Source organism: Hominibacterium faecale, from assembly GCF_020734085.1.
Lineage (GTDB): Bacteria > Bacillota > Clostridia > Peptostreptococcales > Anaerovoracaceae > Hominibacterium > Hominibacterium faecale.
Genome location: NZ_JAJAGH010000012.1, coordinates 81827 through 99211 on the forward strand (window position 1 = coordinate 81827; position 17385 = coordinate 99211).

Sequence of the window (17385 nt, forward strand, 5' to 3'; positions counted from 1 at the left end):
ACTTTTCAAATCAGAGGAAATCAGGAAAACGATAACCAATATACAAAAAAATGAATTGCCCCATACCCGAAAATACTATATCATTTTAGGAAAGAAGGGATCATGGAGGTACCAAGTGTTAAAATCAACCAGTTCAAAAGAAATCATGGATGAATATCTGCGGGATGAATCCAAAAGAACCGGTTCATCAGAGCGAATCTTCTTCCCCAAAAATGAGGCGGATGTAATTTCCATATTACGGGATCATCCGGGAATGCCGGTGACGGTCCAAGGATCCAGGACCGGTGTGACCGGCGGCTGCGTTCCGGATGGCGGTTTGACGGTCAATATGGAACAGATGAATCAGGTCCTCGATTTCCGCCGCGATGAGAAAGCGGCTGCGATCACCGTCCAGCCCGGTGTGCTTTTGCAGACACTGCGGAGTTTCATCCTTCCCCACAAGCTTTTCTTTCCTCCTGATCCAACAGAAACGACTGCTTCCCTGGGCGGCATGGTCTCCTGTAATTCTTCCGGTGCCCGCAGCTTTCGCTACGGTTCGATCCGCGATTATGTTCTGGCCCTGGATCTGATCCTGCCCGGCGGCGACAAGCTGCATCTGGAACGGGGCAGTATCACGGCAAAAGAAAACCGGTTTACGCTAAGTACCTGCAGCGGCCGCCGGATCAGCGGCAAATTGACTGATCTGCAGATGCCTCGGGTAAAAAAGCACACCGCAGGATACTATATTCGACCGGACATGGATTTGATCGACCTTTTTATTGGTGCTGAAGGTACTCTGGGTATTATTACTTCCATAAAGCTCAAGCTGGTATCCGCTAAAAAGGAAACCTGGGGCAGTGTCATATTTCTCCCTGATGAGGCCAGTGCTCTTGCCCTTGTCAAACTTGTTCGCCAAGAAACGCCCGACAGTCTTTCCCCGGAAGCCTTGGAGTTCTTTGGGAGTGATACCCTGCATTTACTTCGGCAGGCTCAATTGACAAAAACAGCCCTTACTGAAATGGAACTAATCCGGCAGGATGCGTGCTGCGCCGTCTATGTGGAATATGCCTGCGATCAGCGTGCTTCGCTGATTCAGGCTTTCGAGGATACCTGTCATTGTATTGAATCCGTGGGCGGCAATCCTGAACAAACCTGGGCTGCCATTAACGCTTATCATATGGAAAAGCTTCATTTATTTCGCCATGCTGCCCCAGAATGTATAAACCGGAAAATCAGCGAGATCAAAAGGACTTGCCCGGCGATCACAAAGCTGGGTACCGATATGTCCGTCCCTGACAGTCGATTGGAGGAGGTTTTCAGCCTCTATCGCAGCGGCCTGGCGGAAGAAGGCCTCACTTCGGCCATATTTGGCCATATCGGAAATAATCATTTCCACGTCAACGTCATCCCCAAAAATATGGATGAATTTAATCGCACAAAAAAATTATTCAGCCGCTGGGCCGAAGTGGTTGTTGCCATGGACGGCACCGTATCTGCCGAACATGGAATCGGCAAACTAAAAACATCCCTTTTAAAACAGCTATATTCAAAGGAGAAGCTTGCTGAAATGGCAAAAATCAAAAGCCTTTTTGACCCGGATTGGCTTTTAAATCGGGGAAATATTTTCTCCGATCCTGTTCTATAAATTTGTAAGAATAGCAAAACATGGAGGTTTCAAATATGGAAATCAGAGTTCTTGAATATTTTCTTGCGGTTGCGAGAGAACAGAGTATTTCCGGCGCGGCTGAGTCCCTGCATCTTTCTCAGCCTACCCTCTCCAGGCAGCTGAAAGACTTGGAGGATAGCCTGGGCAAACAGCTCTTTACCCGCGGAAGCCGCCGCATTACGTTAACGGAAGAAGGAATGCTGCTGCGTAAGCGCGCGCAAGAAATCGTTGATCTGGTCAAGAAAACGGAAAATGAAATCAATTGTTCCCAAGAAACGATTTCCGGAGATGTATACATCGGTACCGGGGAAACAGATGCGGTACGGCTGATTGCCAGAACAGCCCGGGATCTGCAAACAGATTATCCCGGTATCCGTTTTCGAATTTCCAGCGGCGATGCAGCCGATGTGGTGGAACGCCTGGATAAAGGCCTTCTTGATTTCGGGGTTCTGCTGGATCCGGTGGATATTGCAAAATATAATTATTTGCGGTTTCCTGTTAAAGATGTTTGGGGTGTTTTGATGCGCAAAGACAGCCCTCTGGCAGTCAAGGATTCGATCCATCCCCAGGATTTATGGGACAAGCCGCTGATTTTTTCCCGCCAAAATGAACTGACCGCATGGCTTAAAAGGCCGCCTTCAGCACTGAACGCTGCGGCGACCTATAATCTGGTATACAATGCCTCTCTCATGGTGGATGAAGGCCTGGGATATGCCCTGTGTCTGGATAAAATCATCAATACCACCGGCTGCAGCAATTTGTGTTTTCGCCCTTTGAAGCCAAAGCTGGAGATCGGCATCAATCTGGTATGGAAAAAATATCAAATTTTTTCCCGGGCAGCAGAAGTATTTTTAAAAGCTTTTGAAGAGACGCTTGCCTCTCTCGACTAACACTCTGTCCTGTGATCAAGGTTTAATACTTACTCGTTTCCCCGGATCCGTTCGACAACGGAGTGGTTGCCCGAAAGATGCCGATAGGCGATCAGCGGAACCGCAATACAAATCGCCCCGATTACTACAATCATAATCAGAACCGGAATAACAGGAATTGAAAAAGCAATGCCTATATAATTCATAGATTGATAAATGAGATAGGTAATCCCCAGCCCTGCAGTCCCGGTCAGCATCAAAGAAAGTACCGCATAAAGGACGCCTTCCCGAACCAGCATCTTCTTGGTCTGCCGGTCGGTCATTCCTACACTTTCCATCACCGCCAGCTCCACCTGCCGGTTTTGAATGCTTCCGCAAACGGTGTTGATGTAATTCATGATGCCGATTAGAGCCAAAAGCACAGTAATGCCCATACCAATACCCATCATATTGTTTTGAGCCTTTTCAACTTGTTTCATCTCCTCAAGCTTGGAGTCATAGGAAAAATCTTTACGTTTGGGGCTTGTATTCATAGCCTTTTTAATCTGTTCTTCGGTGTTTTCATCGTATTCTTGCTGATATTGAATGGTCAGCTTGGAAATCAGCGGCTTATCAACAATGCGCTTAAAGTATCCATCGCTGATAATGATGGTAGGCCCAAGACCAGGCATGGCATAATAGGTGTCGTCGGTCAGGCCCGCAATATCAAAGGAGCAGGACTTTTCCCGCTGATCGAGCAGAAAGCAGGATACTTGTTTTTCGCGCAGCTCCTTTTGATTAAAGTCCAGATCGTTTCTGAACAGGATACACGTTTTTCCTTCCAGGAAGGCCTTTTCATCCACCGGCTCATCCAAGGTACTATTTAAATACTCGAACTCTACCTGATCAATCCCAGTCAGATAGGAATAATATGTTTCTGGATGCAGCTTATAATCCTCTCTCACATTCTCATAAGACTCTTCCATCCACATGTCATAGGTCTGCTTCATCCAGCCATCGGAAAAGTCCGGCTCCCAGGGGACGGCGATGGCGGCATTAAGCATTTTATGCGTCTGGCTGATCTCGCCGGCGGGCAGCTGGGACAAAAAGTCATCGTCCATAAGCTGCTTCCATTGGCCTTGATCTTCTTTCCAAATGGTATCGTTTTTAATCAGAAGATCCGCGTCCATGTAGTTGGATACAATCGTTCTCGGCCCGTGGCTCGCGATGAGAGTGGCCAGACATAAGAATACCGACAGCGCTGCCGCAAGGGAGAGCACCACCACAAAGGTTTTCTTCTTATCTTTAAACAGCTGGTCTTTAGCCATTCGCCAAACAATCTGTCCCTTTCCGGTCCTGCGCGCCTTCGTTTTTCCGGACAGGCCCCGGTACCCCAGAGCTTCCATTGGTGTAATTTCGGCAGCGATCCGGGCAGGCTTCCGGCTGCCGATGAAAACCGTTGCTCCCACCAAAAGAACAGCGGCGAGCAATATGAGCGGGTGAAAGACAATCTGAATATCAGTCTGGCGGATTCCCAGGGTTTTGACCACCGCCGGTATGAGGAAAAAGGAGGCTGCCGCTCCCAGGAGAAACCCGCCTGCCATTCCAATGGCCCCTGTGAAGAGCATTTGTTTTCTGATTAAACCGTTGATTTGTCTGCCGGTCATGCCCACGGTCCGTAGCAGTCCATAGTAGCGGATATTTCCCGAAACCGACAAGGATAAAATGTTATAGACCAGCAGATATGCGCTCAGGCAGGTAATGAGAATCAGCCCTGCCATTCCCAGAAGAAGCTGGATCGACCAGGCGGTTTCGGCAGTAAAAATCAGCCGCTGTTTCTGCCCCAAATCCAGGCTGGATTTAAGCTGATCCTGCGTTTTCTGACTTACCAAAGAGCTTTGGAATTTTAAATACAGGAAGCCTCGTCCGTAGTCGGAAAGCTGAAAGCCGGACTTTTGAAAAAATGACTTTGAGACGTAGAAGATACGCTTGTCGCCGTATCCGCCCCACATGCCGGTTATGGTAAATCGTTTGGTATGGCTACCCAGCTTGTCTCCATAGGTAATCTCAAAGGAATCTCCGATTCCAAGGTTTTGCAAACCGCAGTCTTTCAGCGCCTCTTTGGTAGCCATCACTTCGTTGTCTTTGGTTGGATAGCGGCCTTTTACCCACTCCATGGCAGGCCGTTTCATCTCCTTCCACATGGTATCGTCGGCCCATAGAAAGGCTGTATGAAGCGTATCGTCGGCGGCAGTCTTTTCCGCCCAGGCCGCCATCGCCTCAACGCCGATTTTTTCAATATCTGTATTTGCTTCACACACACTTTTTTGTTCATCCGTAAACCCGCCATAAATGTAGGCGTCGAAGTCAGCCCCTTGCATGCGGATCTCCTGAATCTGCTGCATACGAAAGTATGTTCCCCCAACTGTCAGGATGCTGAAGAGCATAAAGGAAGCCAGCGAAATCGCGATGATGAGCATTCCATTTTTACGCTTATTGCCGGCAAGGGAGCTTTTGGCCATTCTTGTAATGATCCCCCGGTTATTATTCGCCAGCATAGCCGCCACTTCCCTTCACGATCTTTCCGTCTTCGATGCGGACGATCCGGTCCGCCAGCTGGGCGATGTCCTGATCGTGGGTGATCAGGATCAGGGTCTGCTGAAATTTTTTGGCCGCTGCCTGCAGCAGTCCCAGCACATCGTGACTGGTGGCCGTATCCAGATTGCCAGTCGGCTCATCGGCCAGTATAATGGCCGGTTTTGACGCCAGCGCTCTGGCGATGGCAACCCGTTGCTGCTGTCCTCCTGAGAGGGTGCCCGGCAGGGCTTCCTTTTTTTCGCTCAATTTGAGCAGCTCCAGGATTCCATCGACGAATCTGCGGTCGATGCGGGCTCCGTCCAGCTCAATGGGCAGAACCACATTTTCATAAACGTTTAAATCGGGCACCAGGTTATAACTTTGAAAGACAAAGCCTACTTTTCTTCTGCGAAAAATGGTCAGCTGCTCTTTGCTCAGCTTGGAAAGGCGGCGTCCGTCCACGTAAACTTCTCCTTCGGTCGGGTTATCCAGTCCGCCGATCATATGGAGCAGGGTGCTCTTTCCGCTTCCTGATTTACCTACTATGGCGACGAATTCTCCTTCTCTCACGGAAAAGTCCACTCCATCCAGCGCTTTTACCGTATTACTTCCCAGCTTGTAGTATTTTTTCAATGCTTGTGTCTGTACAATGGGTGATTTCATGCTGCGTTCTCCTTTCTTTCCTACTACAAGCATAACGCCGAAAAATCACAAACTGTTCACAGCTGGAAAGTTTCACGGAACTGTGATTTTTCCCTGTCATATGGAAGATAAACCTGAAAGTCTGCGCCCTGCCCTTCCTGGGATTGAACTTGAATATAGCCCCTCTGCAGGGTGATGATCTTTCTCGCCAAATAGAGACCCACGCCAATGCCTTCCTGGTCGTGGACTTCCGGCTCCCGGTAAAACCGCTGAAAAACTGCTGCCTGTCTGCCCGCGGCGATGCCTTTTCCCGAATCCCGGATGGATATTTTGACAAAGAATTCCTGCGCCGATACGAAAACGTCAATGGTTCCTCCCTCAGGCGTGTATTTAACCCCATTGTCCAGGATATTAAAGAGAGCTTCTTCCGTCCATTTCCTGTCGTGGCTCACCTGCAGCGCGTCGCCGCATTCCACGGAAAGGCGTATGTTCTTCTTTTCCGCTTTGGGTACCACAGCCGCCACCGCCCGCCCCAATGTGGGCTTTAAATAATCCGGCCGCTGGCGAATCTCGATGACGCCGGTCTCAAGGCGGGACATCTTCACCATGCTCTGGAGCAAAAAGTCTAGTTTTTCCGTCTGCCCCTCCATCTTCTGCAGAAATTCTTTTTGGCGTTCTTCCCCGCCGGCCTCCTGCTTCATAATATCCAGATATAATTTCATATTGGCAATTGGCGTTTTAGTCTGGTGGGAAATATCGGAGATCAATTCTTTCATCTGCTCTTTTTCCGCTGCGCTTTGAGCATTCTGTCTTTGTTGTATGCGGTAAACCTGTTCCAGCTTTCCATAGATTTTGTCCCATAAAAAATCGCCGGGCGCACCCGGTTCTTCCAGCTTTTGTCCGAGGATCATCTCATCCAGACAGGCTTCCAGGAGGTCGGAAAAGGAGTAAATCTCTTTTTTAAGCCGCCTCATCCGCATCCATAAAAATACGGAAAGCAGCGCCAGTCCTACGACTGCTCCAATTCGTCCAGCCATTGGTACCCCATTCCATACACATTTGAAATATATTTATGCCCGTCCTTTTCAATTTTGCGCCGCAGCCGGTTCACATTGACCGCCAAAGCGTGTTTGTCCACGAACTGGCCGCCGCTGTCCCAGAGCTGGTCCAGCATCAGTGAATAGGTCATCAGCTGGCCGCTGTGATCGATGAATAGTTTTAACATGCGAAACTCCGTCGGGGTGATGATGCATTCCTCTCCTCCCGCTTCTGCCCGCGCCCGCGCAAAATCGATGCGCAGATATCCATCGTCAAACAGCTGTTTGGCGTTTTTTGCCGTCCGCTTGAAAATCACCTGGATTTTTTTTAAAAGAACGTGAATGGAAAAAGGCTTTGTAATGTAATCGTCGGCTCCCAGTTCATATCCTTGCAGCATGTCCTCTTCCAGGTCCCGGGCCGTCAGAAAAATCACTGGCGTGTCGCCTTTTTCCTTTACCTGCCGGCAGAAGGAAAAGCCTTCTCCGTCGGGCAGATTGACATCCAGCAGGACCAGCGCCGTCCTTTCTCTTTGATAACGCTGCTCCGCCTCTTTCATGGAACAGGCCGCCGATACGGAGTAGCCTTCTTTTTCCAGGGCATAAGCGATCCCCTGATTCAGTTCTCGATCGTCTTCCACAATTAATATGTTTTGCATCTTATACCTCACTGATTTTATTATACAGGCAAAGAAAAAACACTGCAATTAGGGAATAATCACAGTGTTGAGACAATCAGGCCACCCCCGGCACCTTATCTGTCGGCGATCGACCTTGCCAATTCATAGAAACATTTCACATCCCTGCTATAAACATGCTTGCAAAAAGAACGACTGATATCAGCGCTGGCGTTTTTGTAGAAAATAGCAGGCACGTTGTTAACCTCGTAAAAATACAAATCATCTTCTTTATATATTGGATGTCAATGCTCGTGTATCTTGTGCCTTCTATCGCATTTCCCGCATCGGCGGCAGCATCAATCAAAAGGCAATTTTTCTTGCATTGTGATAATTGTTCTCTGGAAATAATATATTTACCAGGTTCATCCACCTCTATCCCACTGATGATTATATCGTATTGGTTGATCGTTGTTATCCAAATCGACGATTACCAATGATTTGGGGTTGGCTACCATGGCCGCAATCTTTTTCCCATTTGCGACCGGCTATTCCACCTGCAGCATCTTATACCCCACACCCACGTGGGTCTGAATATACTTGGGATCCGCCGTATTCTTCTCGATCTTTTTGCGCAGGGTTGCCATGAATACCCGCAGGGAAGGTACATCGCTCTCAAAGGCCTGCCCCCATAATTCTTTGAGGATATAACTGTGGGTCAAAACTCTGCCCATATTTTTTGCCAGCAGACAGATCAGCTTATACTCCATGGGGGTCAGGTGGATCTGCTGCCCGTCGACGGACACGGTGCCGGCTCCATAATCGATGGTCAGCCCGCCGTTGGTAAAAACAGGCGACTCGGCGGACGCGTTCCGGCCTAGCGCTGCGATCTTCCTTTGGGCCACCCGCAGGCGGGCCAGCAGTTCTTCCATGCTGAAGGGCTTGGTGAGATAATCGTCAGCTCCCGCATCCAATGCCGTAATCTTATCCTTATCCTCGCTTCTGGCGCTGACCACGATGATTGGACATCCCGACCAGGAACGAACCTTTTTAATAATTTCCACTCCATCCACGTCGGGAAGGCCCAGATCTAAAATGATGATATCGGGTCGTTTGACGGTAGCGTAAAAAATCGCTTTTTCCCCGTCATCGGCTGTGTAACATTGATAAGCATTGGCATCCAGTGTTGCTGCCAATAGATTTTGGATGGCTTTATCGTCCTCCACAATGAGAATTGAAGTTTTCATCCGCTTTTACCTCCGCTAATGGTACTGTAAATTCAAAGATCGTTCCCCTGGGCTGATTGTCCTTGACCACAATCTCGCCGCCGTGGGCGTTGATGATAGATTTGCACAGAGCCAAACCAAGGCCCATCCCTCTTCGTGAATCACTGCTACCCTTTCCGCCAGTAAAAAACATATTGAAGACAGAGGCTTTATCTTCGTCTCTGATTCCGCCCCCATCATCAGAAACCCTTACAACCGCATCGCTGCTGTGCTGGAACGCGGAAATTCGAATATGGGAACCCTCCGGCGTGTATTCCACCGCATTGTTGACAAGGTTGATCAGAACCTGGACGATGAGCGTCAGATCCACCTCCGCCATCAGTAGCGGATCCTCCACCTTCACGTCGATATGATGACTTATCGATTTTCTGGTTACATGGGCCAGGGCCTCCGTAATCACCTCTTCCACCAGCTGAGGTTCTTTTTTCAGATCATCGATGCCGCTGTCGTCCAGCCTGGATATGGAAAGAAGGTTTTCCACCAAGTTGATCAGCCACATGGAATCGTCATAGATTCCCTGGGTCAGCGCTTTCTTCGTCTCTTCATCAAATTCCGTGGAGAGCAGGGAACTGGCGCTGCCTGATATGCTGGTGAGAGGCGTTCGCAAATCGTGGGAAACGGCCCGCAGCAGATTGGCCCGGAACCGCTCCTTCTCCGCCTGCATGGCGTGCTGGTTCTTTTTCAGCGCTGTATAGTAGATTTCCAGAGCAAAGGCGATTTCTCCAATCAGCGCCGCCAAAAGGGACCGGTCCATGTCTTCCAAAGGATTGTCACTTTTCAGCACAATGCCCACGATCGCCAGTACCTGGTTATTCCTGTCCCGGATGGGCATATAAAAGCATTTGGCTCCCGGAAGAGTTTCTGTGCCTTTTCCTGCCCGCCGTTTATTCTTCAGCACCCAGTTTACCACACCTTGTTCATCATGGTCCATATAGATTTCATCCACCGGCCGCTCTTTTTCCGAATCATAGGAATAGACGTTCGTAATCTGTTCCTCTTCCACCGTATAAATGATTACCGGAGCCCTGACGATCTTAAAGATTTGCCGTTCTGCTTCAATGACTATATCATCGATGGTCTGAGCATGCTGCAGGCGGCTGCTGGCATCCAACAGAATATCGGTCCGGTAAACGTTGAGGGCTGATGCCACCGCCTGACTCTTGGCCCTGCTGGTCAGTGTGCTGACAATAAAGGCTGCAATCAACATAATAACGAACGTCACCGGATATTCTGCGCTGGAGTATAAGGTAAACTTGGGATCCGTAAAAAAGAAATTAAAGCTGAGTACTCCGATTACCGAAGCTGCAGCCCCATAAAACTTGCCCGTAGTCTGGTTGGCTGTAATCAATACTCCAAGAATGAAGATAATGATCACATTCGCTTCCCGCAAGCCTATAGTATGCAGCAGTCCTCCCAGCAGGGTGGACAGCACCATAATCAAAAGCATTTTCATCAGATCTTTAACGGAAAGGGAAAAGTTTTTGCCTGGTTTTTTCTCTATGGGGGCGCGCTTGGCCTCTCGGTCCGGAATTACAAAGAGCTCCAGGTCCGGCGCCAAACTGATCATCCGATCGGTAAAGGTAGGCTTTCCGAAGGATATGCCGGCAAAGGACCGCTTACTTCTTGCCCTGCCCATGACGATCTTGGAAATGCCGCTGACTCTGGCAAACTCTACAATCTGATAAGGAATATCATCGCTGTAAGTGGATGAAACCTTGGCCCCCAGAGTTTCCGCAAGCTTGAGATTTTTCCGAAGCCGCTTTCTCTCTGTTTCTGACAATTTCTCGTCCCTGGGTGTCTCCACATACAGTGCCGTAAACCTGCCGTGAAAAGCTCCGGCCATTCTGGCTGCTGTCCTTATAACATTTTCATTGGTTGGAGACGGGCTGATGCAGACTAGTATATGTTCGTTAATCTGATAGCGGCTGCCATCTGCTCTGGCATTTTTAATAGTTTCCAGCTCCTGATTGACCTGGTCAGCCGTATAACGCAAAGAAATCTCCCTCAGCGCCACCAGATTATCCTGGGTGAAAAAATGATTCAGAGCTTTTTCCGCTTGCTTTTCTTTGTAGATTTTTCCGTCGCTCAGCCTCTGAAGCAGCTCTTCCGGCTCAATGTCTACCAGTTCCAGCTGTTCTGCCCCATCAAAGATATAGTCCGGAACCCGCTCCTGCACGATTACCTGAGTGATGGAAGCTACCACATCGTTCAGGCTTTCAATATGCTGCACGTTGACCGTAGTATAAACATCGATTCCGGCATCCAAAAGCTCCTCGATATCGGAATACCGTTTGGTATGACGCATCCCCGGCGCATTAGTATGGGCCAGCTCATCTACCAGGATTAAATCCGGCTTTCGTTTCAGCGCCCCGTCCAAATCAAAATCCCGCAAGCTCATCCCTTTATAAGGCACCTCAAGGGCTGGAAGCACTTCCAACCCTTCAAGCAAAGCCATGGTTTCCGGCCTGGTATGAGGCTCAATATATCCGACGACAACATCGATCCCCTGTTTTTGAGCAGTATGAGCATCATCCAGCATGGTGTAGGTTTTGCCCACACCTGCCGCGTATCCGAAGAAAATTTTCAGTTTTCCCTTCCCTTTTGACCGCTCCTGCTGATTGATCTTATGGAGCAGAGCATCGGGGTTGATGCGTTTATCCCCGTTTTCACCAGTCACCTTCTCCTCACCTCATTTGTTTCTATATACATGCCGCTCCCTCCAATCCGGAGCGGACTCTTATTCGCTGTAAACTGCTTAATCATCATTCTAATCCCCGCTCTGGGAAATGTCAAACCAGACATCCTTTACAAAATTCCTTCCAGCGCCAGATTGACTTGCAGAACATTTACTGTTTTTTCACCAAAAACCCCGAAGGTTTTGCCAGTCGTGTATTTGTCGATGATTTTCTGCAGGTCCGCCATGCTCATATTTCTTGCCTTTGCTACCCGCTCCAGTTGATATTCGGCAGCGGCTAGAGAAATATGGGGGTCCAGCCCGCTTCCCGAAACGGTGACCAAGTCCACAGGGACAGGCTCGCCTTTTTTATCCGGGTGGGCATCCTGCATTTGTTTGGTTCTTTCTTTTACCATCTGCTCCAACTCTTCTCCGGCCGGCGTCTTATTGCTGGCTCCAGCATACAGGAGCGGCTTGCCGTCTTTATCGTAGAACGTTTCCGTATTGAGCATCATTGGTCTTCCCCACAGATATTCATCTCCGGTAAACTGCTGCGCCAGCAGTGCGCTCCCGTATTTAACTCCATTCACTTCAATGATACTGCCGTTGGCTTTATCCTTAAACAGCACTTGCGAAATTCCTGTCATAGCAACTGGGTACAGAATCCCGCAGATCACAGTAAAGATCACGATGAGAATCAGCGCCCGCAGCGCAACCGATTTATGATTTGTCATTTTCTTCTCCTCCCTTCCCTTACATGAGCCCTAAGGCTGCCAGGATCATATCGATCACCTTGATCGCAATAAATGGGGCCACGATTCCGCCCAAGCCATAAATCAGCAGGTTTCTCGACAATAACTTTCTGGCCGGAACTTCTCTGTACTTAACGCCCTTTAAGGCCAGCGGAATTAAGGCGATGATGATCAGCGCATTATAAATGATTGCTGACAGGATAGCGCTTTCCGGGGTTGCCAGATTCATGATGTTCAAAGCCGACAGCTGAGGATACAGCCCTATAAACAGTACCGGAATGATGGCAAAATATTTGGCAATATCATTGGCGATACTGAATGTGGTCAGAGAACCGCGGGTCATCAAAAGCTGTTTGCCGATTCTTACAACATCGATCAGTTTGGTCGGTGAAGAATCCAGATCGACCATGTTGCCCGCTTCTTTGGCCGCCTGAGTACCGGTGTTCATTGCTACGGCCACATCCGCCTGAGCCAGAGCCGGCGCATCGTTGGTTCCGTCACCGGTCATGGCCACCAGATGGCCTTTCTTTTGGTAATCTCTAATCAAATCCAGCTTGGTTTCCGGAGTAGCTTCCGCCAGGAAGTCATCCACTCCTGCCTCTGCGGCTATGGCAGCCGCAGTTACCGGGTTGTCTCCGGTGATCATGATGGTTTTGATACCCATTTTTCTCAAATCAGCAAATTTTTCTTTAACGCCTTTTTTAATAATATCCTTTAAGTGAATAACGCCCAGAACTTTTTTGTTCTTTGCCACCACCAGAGGCGTACCGCCGGTTTTGGCGATCCTGGTTACGATTTGGTCGCATTCCATCGTGTAAGTTCCGCCCTGTTCCAAGATATAAGCTTTTACTGCGTCGGCAGCGCCTTTGCGGACTTCATTATCCCCGTAATTTACACCGCTCATTCTTGTCTTGGCCGTAAAGGGGATAAAATCCGCATTGAGCTCATTCATGTTTCTTTCCCGAATACCGAACTGTTCCTTGGCTAGTACGACAATGCTCCTGCCTTCCGGCGTTTCATCGGCCAGCGAGGAAAGCTGTGCCGCATCCGCCAGCTCTTCCATCGTTATGCCGCTGACCGGAATGAATTCGCTAGCCTGGCGGTTGCCCAGGGTAATGGTCCCTGTCTTATCAAGCATAAGAATATCCACATCGCCGGCCGCTTCGATGGCCCGGCCGCTCATGGCCAGTACGTTGGCCTGATTCAATCTGCTCATCCCGGCAATGCCGATGGCGGAGAGCAAGGCTCCGATCGTTGTCGGTGCCAGACAGACCAAAAGCGCAATCAGGGCAGTAACAGATGTTGTATTTTCAAGTCCCGCCTGGACAAAACCAAAATCTGAGAATGTATACAGAGACAGGGTTACCAGCAGGAAAATAATCGTCAGTGCCACCAGCAGGATCTGGAGAGCCAGTTCATTGGGCGTCTTTTTTCTCGCTGCCCCTTCTACCATGGCAATCATTTTGTCCAGGAAGCTCTCTCCCGGATCCGCTGTGACTCGTATGACCAACGAGTCAGATGTTATAGTGGTTCCTCCGGTGACCGCACTTCGGTCTCCGCCGCTCTCACGGATAACCGGCGCCGATTCGCCGGTTATCGCGCTCTCATCTACTGAGGCGGCACCTTCAATGACTTCACCGTCCGCAGGAATCTGGTCGCCCGCCTCAACATAAACAATATCCCCTTTACGAAGCTTTGCAGACGGTATCTGCTCATATCGATATTTGTCATTCATATCACTGAGCCGTTTAGCCGCAATGTCTTTTTTCGCGCTTCTGAGCGCATCAGCCTGCGCTTTGCCCCTTCCTTCTGCGATGGCTTCTGCGAAGTTGGCGAAGAGAACCGTAAACCACAAGATGATGGCCACGGCCAGAATGAATCCCGGCGCATTGTCGGACAGCCCGCACAGAGCCGCGATAAACAGCCCTGAAGTCAAAATAGCTGCTATATATACGATAAACATGACCGGATTTTCAATTTGTGTTTTGGGGTTTAATTTTGAAAAAGCATCTTTCATGGCTCGTAAGGCCAACCCCTTTGAAAATGCGTCTTTCTTTTTATTATCCATAGTCTCACTCCTTCTATTACAGAATCATCTGCAAATGCTCTGCGATGGGTCCCAGCGCTAATGCGGGGAAGAAGCTGAGGGCTCCTACCAGCAATACCACTACGATCAGGAAACCAATGAACATCCCATTGTATGTCGGTAGTGTTCCAACGCTTTCGGCCACTTTTTTCTTTTGCACCAGAGAGCCTGCGATTGCCAGTGTTGCCATCATCGGCAGGAACCGTACAAACAGCATTACCAGGCCGATCGTTATGTTTACAAAGGGCGTGTTGGCATTGAACCCTGCGAAAGCAGAACCGTTATTGCCGCCTCCCGACGAGTATGCATATAGTACCTCAGAGAAACCGTGCATACCCGGATTGTTTAGACTGTCAGCCACCGATGGAACGATGCAGGCAATACCGGTTCCTACCAGTACAGCTACCGGGGTGGCCAGGCAGACCAGCATCGCCATCTTCATCTCGTATGGCTCAATCTTCTTGCCCAGGTACTCCGGCGTTCGACCGACCATCAACCCTGCGATAAAGACAGTAATGATGGCAAAACCCAGCATACCGTACAGTCCGCAGCCGACGCCGCCGTAGATGACTTCGCCAAGCTGCATCTGCAGCATCGTCACAAGTCCGCCGATCGGCGTATAGCTGTCATGCATGGAATTGACCGAACCGTTGGACGCAGCAGTCGTCCACGTCGCCCAGGTAGCGGAGGTTCCCGGTCCGAACCGTACTTCCTTTCCTTCCATATTTCCGCCTACTAATTCGTCAGAGGCCGTTATATTGACCGCACCGTTTGCCTCCAGCTGGGGAGTTCCTTTTAATTCCATAACGCCTGTTACGCTCATAGCCGCCACTAGCATGATGCCCATGGCCAGAAACAGAGCGATCCCCTGCCTTTTATCTTTCACACTTCGTCCGAAAGAAAAACATAGTCCAACCGGGATCAAAAGCAGCGACAGCATTTCCAATAAATTAGAAAACGGTGTGGCATTTTCGAGGGGATGGGCTGAATTGACTCCAAAGAATCCGCCGCCGTTGGTACCCAGCTGTTTAATTGCAATTTGGCTGGCTGCCGGGCCCATTGGTATGACTTGCTTGTCGATCACTGTTCCATCTTCCATGGTTACCGGCTCCAAAAGCTGCGTTTCTTCATAAGCAGAAAAGTTCTGGATAACGCCCTGGGATGCGATACCGATGGTCACAACAATCGACAGCGGCAGCAATATGTACAAAACGCTTCTGATCATATCGACCCAAAAGTTCCCGATGCCTTTTTCTTTCACTCTTACAAATCCGCGGACCAGTGCAAATAGGACTGCGATACCGGTGGCCGCAGAAACGAAGTTCTGCACGGTCAATCCCAGCATCTGCGTCAGATAGCTGAGCTGCATCTCTCCCGAGTAAGCCTGCCAGTTGGTGTTGGTTACAAAACTGGCCGTCGTGTTAAATCCCAGATGCCAGGAAGTTCCTCCAATGCCCTCCGGGTTCAGCGGCAGTTTTCCCTGAAGAAGATTCAGCAGGAAAAGAATAATAAATCCAAATACGCTGAACAAGACGGCTGCTTTGGCATATTTCTTCCAACCCATGTCTTCGTTTTTGTCGATTTTCATGAGTTTGTAGAGCGCATTTTCACAAGGAACCAGTATCTTGGAAAGGAATACGTGTTCTCCGTTCATGACCTTGCTCATGTAAGCTCCCAAAGGGATTGCAAGTAAGATTAATATAACCAGGTATATTCCCATTTGTATCAGTTCGCCGCTCATTTTTGGTCACCTCCAAGCAAAACCTTGCTAAGATAGATGAGCAGGGCAATTCCTAAAACGCCCACTATCTTTATGATCAATGACATGTTTCTTCCTCCTTTATTTCATTTCTTAATTCATTTTCATTATAGGAGGTTTGGTATAAAAATGGGGTTAAGGGTGGGTACGTTGGCATTAAGATCGTATAAAGAAAGCCCCCTTCAAGACAAAAGGAGACGACCGGATACTCTCTCAAACAGAAAAAAGCCTATTGTCATAAGACAACAGGCTTTTTCTTGTATAAAAATGATTTTAGAGATTTTCGATATGTAAGCTGAGATCAACCGAACATAGAAAGCATTACCGAAGCGGCCACGGCCGAACCGATTACGCCGGCTACGTTGGGTCCCATGGCGTGCATCAGCAGGAAGTTTGAAGGATTTTCTTGCTGGCCTACCTTTTGCGATACTCGGGCAGCCATCGGTACAGCTGATACACCTGCCGAACCGATCAGAGGATTGATCTTTCCGCCTGTAAGTACATTCATCAATTTGGCGATCAAAACGCCACCGGCAGTTCCTACTGCGAATGCGCAGATTCCCAAAACGACGATCTTCAAGGTTTCAGCCTTGATAAAGGTTGCTCCTGTAGCGGAAGCTCCAACTGCCAGACCCAGCAGTATGGTAACAATGTTCATCATCGCATTCTGTGCAGTATCAGAAAGTCGATCCGCTCTTCCTGATTCTTTAAAGAGGTTGCCCAGCATGAGCATACCGATCAGCGGTGCTGCTGCCGGCAGGAGCAGAACAACGAGAACAGTAACAACAATCGGGAATAAAATCTTTTCTTTCTGGCTCACGACTCTCAGCTGATCCATCTTGATCACCCGTTCGCTTTTGGTTGTCAGCGCCTTCATAATTGGCGGCTGTATGATCGGTACCAAAGCCATATAGGAATAGGCAGCTACAGCGATAGGTCCTAAGAGATCTGGAGCCAGCTTGCTGGTCAGATAGATCGCAGTCGGCCCATCCGCACCGCCGATAATGCCAATGGATGCAGCACCCTGTGCATCGAAACCCAGAATAACAGCGGCAAAGAACGCGAAGAAGATACCAAACTGCGCTGCAGCGCCCATAATCAACGATTTTGGATTGGCGATCAGCGGCCCGAAGTCGGTCATCGCCCCTACTCCCAGGAAGATCAGCGAAGGGAAGATTGGTTTCAACGCGTAGAATATGGACAGCAATCCAATATCGGATAGCTGGTTCGATGATGTAATCTCCGCATGCTCAATAAACATACCACTTATTGGCAGGTTGGATAATAACATACCCATAGCGATTGGAATCAGCAGCAGCGGTTCAAACCCATGCCTGATTGCCAAATAAAGGAAGATAAATGATACCACGATCATAATGACATTTTGATATGCCACGTTAGCCAGGCCGGTATCCTGCCAGAAGTTACTGAGTGTCTCAATTAGCATTTTTTCTCGTCTCCTTTT

At 49.1% G+C, this 17385-nt stretch carries 13 protein-coding genes; 2 read left to right on the plus strand and 11 right to left on the minus strand.

What is annotated here, in order from left to right; all coding sequences use genetic code 11:
• The first annotated feature begins 115 nt into the window (after positions 1 to 115).
• Both LG211_RS16090 and LG211_RS16095 read left to right on the plus strand, forming a co-directional pair.
• Positions 116 to 1624 (plus strand): FAD-binding oxidoreductase, encoded by a 1509-nt coding sequence (locus LG211_RS16090; RefSeq protein WP_253020280.1) that lies wholly within the window; start codon positions 116 to 118, stop codon positions 1622 to 1624.
• 35 nt (positions 1625 to 1659) lie between these two features.
• Positions 1660 to 2535: a LysR family transcriptional regulator gene (locus LG211_RS16095; RefSeq protein ID WP_148396828.1), complete on the plus strand. Its 876-nt coding sequence runs from the start codon at positions 1660 to 1662 to the stop codon at positions 2533 to 2535.
• A 29-nt stretch (positions 2536 to 2564) separates the two neighbouring features.
• Here the strand turns inward: LG211_RS16095 and LG211_RS16100 are convergent, their stop codons facing one another.
• The 11 genes from LG211_RS16100 to LG211_RS16145 form a co-directional block, all read right to left on the minus strand.
• Positions 2565 to 5051 (minus strand): ABC transporter permease, encoded by a 2487-nt coding sequence (locus tag LG211_RS16100; protein ID WP_269477993.1) that lies wholly within the window; start codon positions 5049 to 5051, stop codon positions 2565 to 2567.
• Positions 5038 to 5733, minus strand: coding sequence for an ABC transporter ATP-binding protein (locus tag LG211_RS16105; RefSeq protein WP_148396830.1), 696 nt, complete (start codon positions 5731 to 5733; stop codon positions 5038 to 5040). Before LG211_RS16105 ends, LG211_RS16100 begins: the two co-directional genes overlap by 14 nt.
• 56 nt (positions 5734 to 5789) lie before the next feature.
• Positions 5790 to 6749, minus strand: coding sequence for a sensor histidine kinase (locus tag LG211_RS16110; RefSeq protein ID WP_148396831.1), 960 nt, complete (start codon positions 6747 to 6749; stop codon positions 5790 to 5792).
• Positions 6722 to 7405 (minus strand): response regulator transcription factor, encoded by a 684-nt coding sequence (locus tag LG211_RS16115; protein WP_269477994.1) that lies wholly within the window; start codon positions 7403 to 7405, stop codon positions 6722 to 6724. The genes LG211_RS16110 and LG211_RS16115 overlap by 28 nt, the downstream gene beginning before the upstream one ends.
• 136 nt (positions 7406 to 7541) lie before the next feature.
• A complete protein-coding gene (locus tag LG211_RS20170; RefSeq protein WP_417448610.1) occupies positions 7542 to 7847 on the minus strand; it encodes a hypothetical protein in 306 nt (101 codons plus the stop codon).
• 64 nt (positions 7848 to 7911) lie between these two features.
• Positions 7912 to 8610, minus strand: a complete 699-nt coding sequence (locus LG211_RS16120; protein WP_148396834.1) for a response regulator — start codon at positions 8608 to 8610, stop codon at positions 7912 to 7914.
• Complete coding sequence (locus LG211_RS16125; protein WP_148396835.1) at positions 8576 to 11326, minus strand: sensor histidine kinase; 2751 nt, start codon at positions 11324 to 11326, stop codon at positions 8576 to 8578. The genes LG211_RS16120 and LG211_RS16125 overlap by 35 nt, the downstream gene beginning before the upstream one ends.
• A gap of 128 nt (positions 11327 to 11454) precedes the next feature.
• Entirely contained in the window at positions 11455 to 12057 is a 603-nt protein-coding gene (gene kdpC, locus LG211_RS16130) for a potassium-transporting ATPase subunit KdpC (RefSeq protein WP_148396836.1), read from the minus strand.
• Between the two features lie 19 nt (positions 12058 to 12076).
• Positions 12077 to 14143, minus strand: a complete 2067-nt coding sequence (gene kdpB, locus LG211_RS16135) for a potassium-transporting ATPase subunit KdpB (protein ID WP_269477995.1) — start codon at positions 14141 to 14143, stop codon at positions 12077 to 12079.
• A gap of 16 nt (positions 14144 to 14159) precedes the next feature.
• Positions 14160 to 15902 (minus strand): potassium-transporting ATPase subunit KdpA, encoded by a 1743-nt coding sequence (kdpA, locus tag LG211_RS16140; protein WP_148396838.1) that lies wholly within the window; start codon positions 15900 to 15902, stop codon positions 14160 to 14162.
• A 319-nt stretch (positions 15903 to 16221) separates the two neighbouring features.
• Positions 16222 to 17367, minus strand: coding sequence for a sodium ion-translocating decarboxylase subunit beta (locus tag LG211_RS16145; RefSeq protein ID WP_148396839.1), 1146 nt, complete (start codon positions 17365 to 17367; stop codon positions 16222 to 16224).
• Positions 17368 to 17385: the final 18 nt, after the last annotated feature.

Coding starts and splice junctions, on each gene's coding strand:
- LG211_RS16095 (WP_148396828.1), top strand. CDS start 1,660: ATGGAAATCAGAGTTCTTGAATATTTTCTTGCGGTTGCGAGAGAACAG.
- LG211_RS16100 (WP_269477993.1), bottom strand. CDS start 5,051: ATGCTGGCGAATAATAACCGGGGGATCATTACAAGAATGGCCAAAAGC.
- LG211_RS16105 (WP_148396830.1), bottom strand. CDS start 5,733: ATGAAATCACCCATTGTACAGACACAAGCATTGAAAAAATACTACAAG.
- LG211_RS16110 (WP_148396831.1), bottom strand. CDS start 6,749: ATGGCTGGACGAATTGGAGCAGTCGTAGGACTGGCGCTGCTTTCCGTA.
- LG211_RS16115 (WP_269477994.1), bottom strand. CDS start 7,405: ATGCAAAACATATTAATTGTGGAAGACGATCGAGAACTGAATCAGGGG.
- LG211_RS16120 (WP_148396834.1), bottom strand. CDS start 8,610: ATGAAAACTTCAATTCTCATTGTGGAGGACGATAAAGCCATCCAAAAT.
- kdpC (WP_148396836.1), bottom strand. CDS start 12,057: ATGACAAATCATAAATCGGTTGCGCTGCGGGCGCTGATTCTCATCGTG.
- kdpB (WP_269477995.1), bottom strand. CDS start 14,143: ATGGATAATAAAAAGAAAGACGCATTTTCAAAGGGGTTGGCCTTACGA.
- kdpA (WP_148396838.1), bottom strand. CDS start 15,902: ATGAGCGGCGAACTGATACAAATGGGAATATACCTGGTTATATTAATC.
- LG211_RS16145 (WP_148396839.1), bottom strand. CDS start 17,367: ATGCTAATTGAGACACTCAGTAACTTCTGGCAGGATACCGGCCTGGCT.